Source organism: Sulfurimonas sp. HSL3-7 (assembly GCF_039645985.1).
Classification (GTDB): Bacteria; Campylobacterota; Campylobacteria; order Campylobacterales; family Sulfurimonadaceae; genus Sulfonitrofixus; species Sulfonitrofixus jiaomeiensis.
Map to the genome: position 1 here is coordinate 2,838,687 of NZ_CP147919.1, position 11,717 is coordinate 2,850,403.

The 11,717-nt window shown below is 49.5% G+C and carries 14 protein-coding genes; 10 read left to right on the forward strand and 4 right to left on the reverse strand.

The window, feature by feature from the left end; genetic code table 11:
* The 6 genes from WCY20_RS14105 (at nt 1) to WCY20_RS14130 (ending at nt 4,887) form a co-directional block, all read left to right on the forward strand.
* A complete protein-coding gene (locus WCY20_RS14105; RefSeq protein WP_345976018.1) occupies nt 1-885 on the forward strand; it encodes a sterol desaturase family protein in 885 nt (294 codons plus the stop codon).
* The gene (locus WCY20_RS14110) at nt 882-2,216 is read left to right on the forward strand and encodes a hypothetical protein (RefSeq protein ID WP_345976019.1); all 1,335 of its coding nucleotides are present in this window, start codon (nt 882-884) and stop codon (nt 2,214-2,216) included. Before WCY20_RS14105 ends, WCY20_RS14110 begins: the two co-directional genes overlap by 4 nt.
* A gap of 10 nt (nt 2,217-2,226) precedes the next feature.
* Complete coding sequence (locus WCY20_RS14115; protein ID WP_345976020.1) at nt 2,227-3,387, forward strand: cytochrome c peroxidase; 1,161 nt, start codon at nt 2,227-2,229, stop codon at nt 3,385-3,387.
* A 9-nt stretch (nt 3,388-3,396) separates the two neighbouring features.
* On the forward strand, nt 3,397-3,735 hold the full coding sequence (locus WCY20_RS14120) for a transcriptional repressor (protein WP_345976021.1): 339 nt from the start codon (nt 3,397-3,399) through the stop codon (nt 3,733-3,735).
* Between the two features lie 233 nt (nt 3,736-3,968).
* The gene (locus WCY20_RS14125; RefSeq protein ID WP_345976022.1) at nt 3,969-4,430 is read left to right on the forward strand and encodes a hypothetical protein; all 462 of its coding nucleotides are present in this window, start codon (nt 3,969-3,971) and stop codon (nt 4,428-4,430) included.
* Between the two features lies 1 nt (nt 4,431).
* Nucleotides 4,432-4,887: a hypothetical protein gene (locus WCY20_RS14130; protein WP_345976023.1), complete on the forward strand. Its 456-nt coding sequence runs from the start codon at nt 4,432-4,434 to the stop codon at nt 4,885-4,887.
* An 86-nt stretch (nt 4,888-4,973) separates the two neighbouring features.
* On the opposite strand, the gene WCY20_RS14135 is transcribed toward WCY20_RS14130, so the two are convergent.
* From WCY20_RS14135 to WCY20_RS14145, 3 genes are read right to left on the reverse strand one after another with little or no spacing between them, the layout of a single operon-like run.
* The gene (locus WCY20_RS14135) at nt 4,974-5,810 is read right to left on the reverse strand and encodes a M90 family metallopeptidase (protein WP_345976024.1); all 837 of its coding nucleotides are present in this window, start codon (nt 5,808-5,810) and stop codon (nt 4,974-4,976) included.
* A gap of 2 nt (nt 5,811-5,812) precedes the next feature.
* Entirely contained in the window at nt 5,813-6,025 is a 213-nt protein-coding gene (locus WCY20_RS14140; protein ID WP_345976025.1) for a hypothetical protein, read from the reverse strand.
* A 9-nt stretch (nt 6,026-6,034) separates the two neighbouring features.
* Nucleotides 6,035-6,244 (reverse strand): hypothetical protein, encoded by a 210-nt coding sequence (locus tag WCY20_RS14145; protein ID WP_345976026.1) that lies wholly within the window; start codon nt 6,242-6,244, stop codon nt 6,035-6,037.
* Between the two features lie 200 nt (nt 6,245-6,444).
* Between WCY20_RS14145 and hisF the strand changes: the two genes are divergently transcribed.
* The 4 genes from hisF (at nt 6,445) to WCY20_RS14165 (ending at nt 9,467) form a co-directional block, all read left to right on the forward strand.
* Nucleotides 6,445-7,203 carry an imidazole glycerol phosphate synthase subunit HisF gene (gene hisF / locus WCY20_RS14150; protein ID WP_345976027.1) on the forward strand — a complete coding sequence of 253 codons (759 nt, stop codon included), beginning with the start codon at nt 6,445-6,447 and terminating at the stop codon, nt 7,201-7,203.
* 73 nt (nt 7,204-7,276) lie between these two features.
* Entirely contained in the window at nt 7,277-7,819 is a 543-nt protein-coding gene (locus WCY20_RS14155) for a purine-nucleoside phosphorylase (RefSeq protein ID WP_345976028.1), read from the forward strand.
* 75 nt (nt 7,820-7,894) lie between these two features.
* Nucleotides 7,895-8,983 (forward strand): 23S rRNA (adenine(2503)-C(2))-methyltransferase RlmN, encoded by a 1,089-nt coding sequence (rlmN, locus tag WCY20_RS14160; protein WP_345976029.1) that lies wholly within the window; start codon nt 7,895-7,897, stop codon nt 8,981-8,983.
* A gap of 235 nt (nt 8,984-9,218) precedes the next feature.
* A complete protein-coding gene (locus WCY20_RS14165; RefSeq protein WP_345976030.1) occupies nt 9,219-9,467 on the forward strand; it encodes a hypothetical protein in 249 nt (82 codons plus the stop codon).
* A 129-nt stretch (nt 9,468-9,596) separates the two neighbouring features.
* On the opposite strand, the gene WCY20_RS14170 is transcribed toward WCY20_RS14165, so the two are convergent.
* The gene (locus tag WCY20_RS14170) at nt 9,597-10,814 is read right to left on the reverse strand and encodes an ATP-grasp domain-containing protein (protein WP_345976031.1); all 1,218 of its coding nucleotides are present in this window, start codon (nt 10,812-10,814) and stop codon (nt 9,597-9,599) included.
* Nucleotides 10,815-11,717: the final 903 nt, after the last annotated feature.

Sequence of the window (11,717 nt, forward strand, 5' to 3'; positions counted from 1 at the left end):
ATGATCGGCATCGATTACCTCTTCAATGAACACCAGCGCATCTTCTGGCTCTACCTTGCAAGCGCTTTTGTGATCGCCCTTTACTTCGTGTGGCGCAGACCGGAGTATCGTAAGATCCTCTTCGCCAAAACCATCTGGTGGCACCGATCGGCACAGCTGGACTATCTCTACTTCTTTGTGATCGCCCTCATCAAAGCCCTGCTGATCGCACCGCTGCTCTTCAGCGCGGCAGAGGTCGCCCTCGCCATGGTGAAGGGGATGCAGCTGCTCTTCGGCTACCAGCCGATGTTGCGGTGGGAGAAGACGGCCATCGTTCTGCTCTACACCCTGGCCCTCTTTGTCGTCAGCGATCTCACCCGCTACTGGCTGCACCGCATGATGCATCGTATCCCGCTGTTATGGCGTTTTCACCGCGTTCACCATAGTGCCGAAGTCCTGAACCCGGCCACCTTTTACCGGGTCCACCCGGTCGAAAATCTTCTTTTCGGTCTGCGTTACGCACTTAGTGCTGGGTTTGTCAGCGGGATTTTTATCTACTTCTTCGGCGCGCGCGTCGGTCTGGTCGAGTTTCTAGGTGCCAACGCCTTCGTGGTCCTATTTACCCTCGCCGGTGCAAACCTCCGCCACTCACATCTGCCGCTTCGTTTTCCGGCGGTGTTCGAAAAAATATTCGTTTCGCCCTATATGCATCAGCTCCACCACTCGACGACCCACACCCATACCAACTTCGGCGGTGCACTCAGCATCTGGGACGCTCTCTTCGGGACGCGTCTCATTCAGAAGAGCGAAGATCTTCGCTTCGGCATTGATGAAAACGTCAACCACAACAGCGTCCTGGCACTGCTGTTCGAACCCTTTAATCTACATACAGGAACAGAAAAATGAAAAAAACACTATTAGGATTGAGCGCCCTTGCCTCTTTGGCATCAGGCGCGACCAACGAGGCGCTGCAGCAGCAGCTCGACCAGCTCAGAACAGAGATGCAGGAGATGCGTCAGGAGCAGTCAGAAACCAACGAGGCGCTGCTCGACGAGATCACGGGCAAGGACGCGGCAGCAGCAGAAGATGAGTATCAGAGCTTCTCCTCTATGGGGGTTGCCGCATCCAAAGTCTACCACTCCCGCGACTTTCTCTCGATCGGCGGCTACGGCGAGTATGAGTACAAAAAATATTTTGACTACAAAAACTACGACAGCGATACGGCCAACGCCACCCGCAACAAAAGCGAGTTCAACATTGTCCGTTTCGTTCCCTATTTCGGCTTCAAGTTCAACGACTGGATCGTCATGAACACAGAGGTCGAATTCGAAGACGGCGGTGCCCGTTCCGACGACACCAAAAACTACAAATATGCCATCGTCGAGTTCTCCTACCTGGACTTTCTGATCGACAAAGCCTATTCCCTCCGCGTCGGACACATTCTCGTCCCGATGGGTCTGACCAACCTCAACCATGAGCCTGTCGCCTACCTGACGACGGAGCGGCCGACGGTAGAGACCCTCATCATTCCCTCCACCTGGCATACCAACGGGGCCCTTCTCCACGGGGAGATCGACGGGTTCGAATACTATGCCGGCCTGATCACCTCGCCGGATGCAGGCGCCTTTGTAGAGGGGCGCTATATACAGCAGGGGCGCCTGGGCGCACGCCAGTTTACCGATGACTTCAGTGGTGTTGTCCGTGCGAGCTATAGCGTCGGCAGCGGCTTCGATATCGGTGCTTCGGCACTCTACGGGCAGAGTTCGATATTAAACGAGTCGAAACCCGGTGACACCTTGACAAGCGGCAATGCCGATATCTCGATGGTAATGTTTGAGGCCCATGCCACCTATAACGCAGAGGGCTTCAATGTGAAAACATTGGCAACCTATGGCGCCCTCGACGGCGACCTGGCCGAACTTCGTACAGCAACCGGCGAGCAGATCTCTTCCAAAGTCAACGGGCAGTACCTGACCGTCGGATATGACCTCTTTCACCTCCTTTCAACGTCACAAAACTTCTATCTTGTCGGCGATATCGAGCGTTTGGATATGGATGCCGACGGGGTGACCGACAACCCCGACAACAACCGTTTTATGGAATACAGCGGCGGCTTTGCCTACTACCCGGACCCGAAAGTCGTCATCAAGGCCGACTTTATGGTGCGCGACTACGGCAGCAGTGCCAATTTAGCAGATGAACAGGCCGCAACCGTTTCGGCCGGCTTCATCTTTTAGAGGAGACATGATGAAAAACTTTCAAACCTTTGCAGCCGCAGCGGCGTCGGCACTCCTGTTGAATGCCTGCAACGGCAGCAGCGGCAACGACACAGCTGATGTCGCGCTCTACAGCACAAAAGAGGCACTCGGAGCAGCACTCTTTTTCGACACCAACCTCTCCTTCAACCGCACCCAATCCTGTGCGACCTGCCACAACCCCGAACACAGTTTCATAGATGACCGGGAGAACATCGTAGAGGGGGCGGTCTCTTTAGGCGACAACGGCACCTCTCTGGGCGAGCGCAACGCCCCGACGGCAGCCTATGCAAAGTTCTCGCCTCACTTCAGCCTGACCGGAGCACATCCCAAAGGCGGTCAGTTTCTCGACGGGCGTGAGGATGACCTGAAAGGGCAGGCGGGCGGACCGCCGACCAACCCTATCGAGATGGGGATGCCGAGCAAAGCAGCGACCGTGACGCGCATCGAAGAGAACAGCGACTATGTCGATGCCTTTAAACAGCTCTACGGCGATGCCGTCTTCTCCGATGCAGAAAGCGCCTATGCCGCTATGGCAGAAAGCATTGCAAAATTTGAGAAGACAGAGCTCTTCGCCCCTTTCGACAGCAAATACGACCGCTACCTGCAAGGGGAGTACACGATGACCTCTCAGGAGGAGCTCGGTATGGCTCTTTTCTTTTCCGAGGCCAACACCAACTGCGCCACCTGCCACCAGCTCAACTCCCAGAGTGAGACGGCCAAAGAGACCTTCAGCAGCTACGAGTTCCACAACATCGGCGTACCGCCCAATACGGATCTCTACAGCGCAAATACGCCGCTTGCCGGCGGTGTGATCGACGACGGCCTCTTCAGGAACCCCGCCGTCAGTGACGAGGCGCACAAGGGCAAATTCAAAACGCCGACCCTGCGCAATATCGCCGTCACCGGCCCCTACATGCATAACGGCGTCTTCAGGGGGCTCCGCACCGTGATCGAATTTTACGACCATATGGGGAGCGGAGACCGGCCGGAGAACCCCGAGACCGGCCTGCCGTGGGGCGATCCCGAGACGAACGCCACCGTCAACCGCACCGACCTGAGCATGCCGGCACTGACTGACACAAAGATCGACGCCCTTGTCGCCTTCTTGAAGACGCTGACCGATAAGCGCTATGAGCAGCTGCTCGAGTAGGGGGAGGCAATGCTTTATATCAATCCAAAAGAACGCGACTCTCTGATCTGCTTTCGAAGAGCGCTCTACCACCATCTCAAAGAGAACAGGAAGCGCTACTCCGACCAGAGAGAGCTGGTACTCAAACTGCTGCACGAGCAGAGCCATCCGGTCAGCATCGACTACCTGACCCGTCAGCTCGCCGACGGCAAAAAGAGCGCCGGATACGCCACAGTGCGACGCCATATCAACTTCTTTGCCGAGATGGGGTGGCTGATCATCATCAACAGGGTTAAAAAAGGGTATCTCCTGAAAAAAGAGTGCCTTTATGATGAAGAGGTGATCGACATCGAACTTCCCCTGCCGTGATCACCGGTATCGGACAGCCACTCCTGCGTATATATATTTACAGCTCGATATTTTTTAATAATGATTATTAAAATAAAGGTCTGTTAAGCTCAACTCCCTATAATTATGAGAACAATTATCATAAAAGGAGCTGCTGTTATGCGAATGAACGAGATGGATGGACCCACAGCTTTTCTGGATGATCTCTATGTGCTGATACGCGAAATGCTGAAAAACAGGAAGAGGGGTTGCTAATGTCGAATATCGATCTGATGCTGCACCGCAAGCTCTCCTCTGTTGATGCTTCCGGGACCCCGGCCTCCAAAAAGGTAACCTACCGCAGGCTTCTGTGCGAGGCCTTCAACCTCTGTCTCGGCGAAGAGGCGAAAATCCCCCTCGACGAGACGATGCTCTCGCGTACGGACCTGCGCACTATTGTCAACAACGCGATCTTCTCTTTTTTCCAGTACCACAGGCTGCGTCCCGAGAAGAGTAAGAAGGTGACGATGATCTATGCCCAGGAGTCACTTCTCTTTCATCAGTTCTTCAAGCAGTCGACCCACCCGAAGGCCCGCTACTTCGCGAGAGGGGAGCTGTTCGATCCCGACTTTGCCCTGCTCCTTGGCTACCGCCACCCGGCGGCCAGGCTTATCGCACTTCTCTTTGACGGAAAACAGGTGAGACTGATGTGTGACCTGCTCAAAAACAGGGAATAAGATGCACAGAATAGGCCTGTTTTACGCCTCTCCGGCAGCCTCTACAGCCAATATCGAGAAAGAGCTCGCCGCTCTCGCTCCCCTTGGAGAGATCGACCTCTGCGATATCGGCACGGCCCCGGCAGAGGCCATCTCCGCCTACAGGCATATGATCATCGGTCTGCCGCTATGGGATGAGGGCAGAGCACCGGATGCGTGGAAGGCCTATCTGCTGCAGATAGGGCATGCCGATCTTTCGGAGAGGATCGTGGCCTTTTATGGGCTGGGTACACAGGAGGGGTACAGCGAGACATTTTTAGAGGCGATGACCGCACTTTATGATCTTGTTGCTCGGAAAGGAGGGATCATCGTCGGATCATGGCCGATCGACGCAGCTCCTTCCTGTGGTTGGGTTCGAAACGAAGGAAGCGGAGAGCTGAAGAGATGGGTGCAGCAGATAGCACCCTATTTTCTGTAGGGAGCAGGGCGGCAGTATTTTTAGAAAACCGCCTTTCGTTCGCATCTGAACGCTGTTTCGGCCCCAGCAGGGTTTTCCGCCGGCTCTTATGCGCAAAGCTTTGCCGTATCGATATTGTAGAATCCCTTTAACATGTTGTAGAGTTCCGGGAAGTGGTGTTTCAGCGAGGCAGGGGACTCAAAAAAACGCTCGGTGACAACCGCGAAGAACTCCGCCTCGTTGCTTGCCGCATACTCGCCGAGAAGCTTGTATTTTCCCCAGCCCCGGTCTTTGAGTGCGATCGCATTGAGCGTATTGAACTCTCTGTAGAGCACATTGACCCAACCGTCATATTTCGATCTCTCTATCGGCGGCACCCCGTCGACAACGCCGTCCATCATGTCGATCTCGTGGGCGAACTCATGGATGATGACGTTGCTGTGGCGCAGATGGTAGGCCTCTTTTTTCGCCTCGTGCCAGGTGATCACGACCGTATCGTTGGCCGACTGCCCCTGGATCAGAAACTCCCCTTTGGTGTAGATGCCACCGAAGGCTTTTATCTGTTTTGTCACGACGGCGTGCGGGTAGACGATGATCGTCTTTAGGCTCTCGTAACAGCTCTCCGTCTCCTTATGCAGCAGGAGCAGGCAGGCGTAGAAGGCAATAACCACCTTCATCTCCTCCGTGACATCCGTATGGACACCGACAAACTCCTTAGTATGGATAAACAGAAGGATCGAGCGCTGCACTCTCTTCTGGTCGGCTAAAGAGAGTCTATGATAGTAGGGTGTCTTCGAGAGGATCGTTTTGTAGTGTTCGGGGAAGGGAAGCGACTCTATCTTGTGAAGAAGCCCCTTCTTGCGCATGTCGTAAAGAAGGTAGAGGCCAAAAAGCGTCGCACCCAGGCCCCCGAACACTAGAAGAAGTGCACTTGAATAACCCATTGTTACTTGATCAGCCCCAGTTCCGCCAACAGTGGCTTGATGCCGTTTGTCAACTCGATCAGCTCCTGATAAAGTGTTCCCTCAGCCTTATCTTCGAGAATCCACTCCTCGATATGTTTGATCGTCTGTGATTTTTCGTCTTCGCTGAGAATGTCGGAGTGCACTACGGCCTCTTTTATCTTCTCCAAATGGGTGTGGTCTTTATGTGAGCTCATCGCTGTTCCTTAGTAGTTGTTATATTTGCCCGCAAGGACATCTTCACGAATTGTATCAAGTTTCGCTTGCAAGATATCCAGCAAGATCATGGCCGCTTCTTTATTGTCCGCTTCGGGAACATCCCAATCGGTGATCTTCATATTCGTTTTAAAAAGAAGCTGCAGTGCTCCTTCTATCTCTTTTTGGCGACTTTTGAGTTCCTGACGTATTGCATCCATAAAGTCCTCCTTTTCCCTCAATTATACCTCTAAAAAATAATCAAAACAAGCAAAGTTTCTCCTGACGTTCGCCAATGTCTTCGTTTTCACTGTTTAAGAGGAATGCACCGCTTTCTTTCACTTTTTATATCCGGGAAAAAACTCTTATCGCCTTAAGAGAAGTTGCCCTATAATTTCACAACTATATAGAAAGCAGCAATATGGATTACTTCGCAAAACGTATTATTCCCTGTCTAGACGTTAAAGACGGCCGTGTTGTCAAGGGCGTGAACTTTGTCGGCCTTAAAGATGCCGGCGATCCCGTCGAAGTGGCGAAACGCTACAACGACGAGGGAGCCGACGAGATCACCTTTTTGGACATCGGTGCCTCGCACGAAGGGCGTGACACCATCGTCGACATAGTCGAAAAAGTGGCCCAGGAGGTCTTCATCCCGCTGACCGTGGGCGGCGGGATCCGCAAACTCGAAGACATCTATGCCCTGCTGAACGTCGGCTGCGACAAGGTCAGCGTCAACTCCGCTGCAATCAAACGCCCCGAATTCATCAATGAGGGAGCCCAGCGTTTCGGTTCGCAATGTATCGTCGTCGCGATCGATGTGAAAAAGACGGGCGACCAGTACAACGTCTATCTCAACGGCGGCCGTGTCGATACCGGCCTCAACGCCCTTGAGTGGGCCAAAGAGGCGGTCGACCGCGGGGCAGGGGAGATCCTTCTCACCTCGATGGATGCCGACGGTACCAAAGCGGGCTTTGACATCCCGATCACCGAGCAGATCAGCAAGCTGCTCAATGTGCCTGTCATCGCCAGCGGCGGCGCTGGAACGATGGAACACATCAGAGAGGCCTTTGAGCACGGGGCCGATGCGGCGCTGGCGGCAAGCATCTTCCACTACAAAGAGATCGACATCATGGACCTCAAGCACTACCTCCATGACCACCACATCCCGGTAAGGTTATGATGCTTTTTACACCGCAACGAACAAACCGCACTCTTATAAGCATGTCACCTGACAATCAAACAGGAGTGTTTCTGTGATCATCTGCGCCGGCAACAACGAGACCTTCGAGTTCGCCACGCCGATGGGCGTCGGCCTGGTCGAAACAGCGATGAACCTGACCCGCCTCTGCCTCTTTGACAAACCCGAATTCCTGCTCTTTGTCGGAACGGCCGGCTCTTACGGCAAACACAATATCTTCGATATCATCGAGTCTAAAACGGCGGCCAATATCGAGCTGGCATTTTTGCAGAAAAAGGCCTATACGCCGCTCGACAATGTCGTCAGTACCCAGACAGAAGGGAAAAAGGACATCATCGTCAACTCCTCCAATTACATCTCCACCGATGCGGAACTGGTCAAAAAGTTCCTGAACTTCGGTGTCGAGATAGAGAACATGGAGTTCTTCAGTGTGCTGCGCATTGCCCAGGAGTTCGACATCCCTGCAGGCGGTGTTTTCTGTGTCACCAACTACTGCGACGAGAATGCGCATGCGGATTTTCTGAAAAACCACGACGAGGCGAAAGAGAAGCTGACACGCCACGTGAAACAACGCATCAAAGAGCTGACTGCCAGATAAAGTTCCTCAAATTTTTCAATCCCTCTGAAGTCCCTCTACGCTATTATTTCAATAATCTATTACGACGAGGCGACTGTGGCAGAGACAAAACCGACCATCCTTGACTATACCAAAGAGGAACTCCAGACCCTCGTCAAACCCGCCTTCCGTGCAAAACAGATCTTCGGCTGGATCTATAACAGCTTTGTCGACAGCTTCGACGAAATGCAGAACATCCCCAAAGCCCTCCGAGAAGAGCTCAGCGAAAAATTCATCCTCAATCCGCTCAAGATCCTGCACAAAGAGGAGTCTGCCGACGGTACCATCAAATACCTTTTCGAACTCCCTGACGGCAAGACCATCGAGACCGTATGGCTGAAGATGAAAGATGCCCAGTATGACGACGAAGGCAAACTGCTGCACGAGGCAAAGCACACCGTCTGCGTATCGACGCAGGTCGGCTGCAAGGTAGGGTGCAGCTTCTGTCTGACCGCAAAGGGGGGCTTCACCCGTGACCTTACTCCCGGCGAGATCGTCGCACAGGTGCTTACAGTCAAAAAAGACAACCAGCACGCCTCCAACCGCCGCGTCAACATCGTCTACATGGGGATGGGTGAGCCGCTCGACAACCTCGATAGCCTGACCAAGGCGATCAAGATCTTCAAAGACGAAGACGGTCTCGCCATCTCCGGCAAGCGCCAGACCGTCTCCACCAGCGGGATCAGTACCAAGATCGACAAACTGGGCGAGGCCGACCTGGGCGTCCATATCGCCATCTCGCTGCACGCCGTCGACGACGATCTTCGCACCGAACTGATCCCGATGAACAAAGCCTATAACATCCAGTCCATCATCGACGCAGTCAAACGTTTTCCTATTGACACCCGTAAACGGGTGATGTTCGAGTACCTGGTCATCAAGAACAGAAACGACGACCTTCAGTCGGCCAAAAAACTGGTCAAGCTTCTCAGCGGTATTAAGGCCAAGGTCAACCTGATCTACTTCAACCCCTATCCGGGGTCAGACTACCAACGCCCAAGCCGTGAAGACATGGTTGCGTTTCAGGAGTACCTTGTCAACCACGGTCTCCTCTGTACGATACGCGACTCGAAGGGGATCGATATCAGCGCTGCCTGCGGTCAGCTCAAAGAGACTAAAGAGAACGAGAAAAAGGAGTTGGTATGACCATGCTCGATATTACAGAGATAGGTTTTCTGATCGTCATTGTTGTTGTCGGTGTCGTAGGCATGATCTACGTCATCAAAAATGACAACGGCTAAAAGCACGCCTTCCAATCCTAAAATAGTGCATTACTGCAGAGTAGGAAAGGGCGATCACACTGCCGCTTTCTCCCGGCATTAAACAAACGGTTATGCTCTCTTGGTTACAATTATCTAAAACATATTGAGGAAAATCTATCATGGCAGCAGTAAGAAAAACCAACTCGGAACGTATTTTACGTATTCACCAACTTTGCGAAGAACATTTTGGTTCCGTACGTTTCGTCGGCGTCAAATACCACACGAAGATCGGATGGGTCGCAAAAGTACAGTTTGAAGATGACGTTGACTTCGGCAACCTCACTGCCGACGGTAAAGACGCGACCGATGCACTGCGCAAACTGAAAAACCGTGTTAAAAAGATCATTAAACGTTATAACGTAGTATAAATACTTTTTTATCAATAGGCTTTTGTATATCAACCCTTCATACTGGCAAGTTTAATTACTATTTCAAAGACAACTTGTATCAATAAACATCTGTTCGCAAAAGCCTAGGGTAAAACACAAGACAATTCATTACAAGTCAAAAGTATCAACCCCTTTTATTTCTACTTGTATATGTGCGTTCATGTGGTCCATTTTTTCAATCATTTCTTGTTCGCTGCGAAATTTCATGATAAATATACCTAAAGTACAATCAGAACCTCTAAATTGTTTCACTTTGTCGCCTTTTTTTATATATATTGACTCTTGGATAATATTTTTTCTGATTTCATCGCTAAAACAAATATCTTTGACTATACCATCCTGCAATGCATGTAAAACATAATAGGCATAAAAACCTTCCGGCTTTTTCATCTTCAAGGAGGAAATATCCTTGCCCAATGCGGCATCGACAGTATATTTGACCATGTTAACCCCTGTTGCATGATAGACAAGTTCCGGAATCAGATTCCCTCCATTTCTGGCACCCGCCTCAATAATAGTAATATTATTATTCTGATCAAATTGGAATTCGTGATTAATTGCACCTGTTTTCATCTTTAATAGAGTCATTAGTCTTTGTAGTTCCTTATGGAATTTGTCCAAAAAAGGCTTTTCGTAAACGGATGGCAGACTCCCTCCTACCGGAACCATGGGATTACAGTTTTTGTCAAAATGCGTGTTTGTATAACTTGCAAATACCACCTTGCCGTCAACTAAAAAACTGTCGCCCCCGATCTGATAACCACTTTTTACAAAGAACTCTTCGACAATGACTTTTTTTTCCTTAGAATATTTCATCGCATATTCAAATGCCGACTTTAATTCGTCCTTTGCTTTGATTTGAGTAACACCTTTGCTGCCTGAAGAGTCAACAGGTTTTACTATAACAGGCAGTGCAACGAAATCAAGCCACTCTTTTGCCTCGGTATAACCATAAAATGCCTTTGATTCGGGAACACAAAAATTGTGTTCTTTGAGAAAATTTTTGAATAGATCTTTACGGGAAAGAATCAATACAGAAGAATATGGGTTGGAAGGAAGCCCAAGATAATTGGCAACATAGGCTTGCGTTGGCGCTGCTGGGTCAGAAGCGTAAGCAACGATACCGTCTATATTCAATCTTTTTGCAAGCGCCAAAACAGCCTCTTTGTCCGTAGTGCTAATATCATGGTATTCATTTGCAAGTTTATGGCCTGGATTTTCCGGTAAATAATCGCAGGTAATGACATAATGGCCTTGCTCTTTTGCATATATAATAGGTGCGATCTGAGACTGTGATGCTCCAAGAAATAAAATACGCTTCTGCATTAATATGCCTTTTAATCATTGCTATGATTAATTACCTAATGACTTTGTCCTGGGAGGAGTGTCAAAGATAGAAGAACCCTTATTGGCAACCGTCTTATTTAGATCAATATCTGTATTCGCACACAGACTCCGCCAGAAATCTACACTTGCATCATTAACAAAAAGCCTAAAAGTATATTCTCTTCAGTGTAGTTTTATTAGCCAGTACATGCTGCTATAGGAAAACTGATTGTATATCACAAACGATATCAAATATGCTGCAAAAAGGATATTAAAAAATCCAATCGAATATATATTTCAGTTTTAAATGCGATTCTTGTCGTGTCAACTAAAATACCATCACGTACAACTCAGTCATTATCGGCGGATGATTTAACAACATCATTGGATAACTATCCCGTTAAATCAATGCAGTGCAAAAATAAGTTGATATGGAAGATGGGTAAAAAAAGAGAGAAAACGGCCAACACACCAGGGAGACCGTTTATGGCCACAATCTTAACACACTATTCTTATAGACCACTGACATCAAAATCATATAATCTTTAATGACACTCATTATTAAGTCTTGGCTACATAGATAATATATTTTTATTATCAAACTCCGTTTACAGAAATTCATTATATTTTTCTTAAAAATAGAGCCACTATATTTCGTCATGAAGGCATTAAAATAGATTTTTAATACTACGGGTCATCTAAAGAAAAAAAACGCTCAAAACCGCTTATTTTCACACGGTGCATAAGATGTGAATAAGAGAGGCCATTTTTAGTAATTTTTTGCTTTTTTTACGGTATTTCAGATTACTTTTATATTAATAAATACTTAATTTGAAAATTTACACCCATCTTTTTTAAGGCCCGTAAAACAGGGTTTTCTAAACCATATTCATAATAATTATC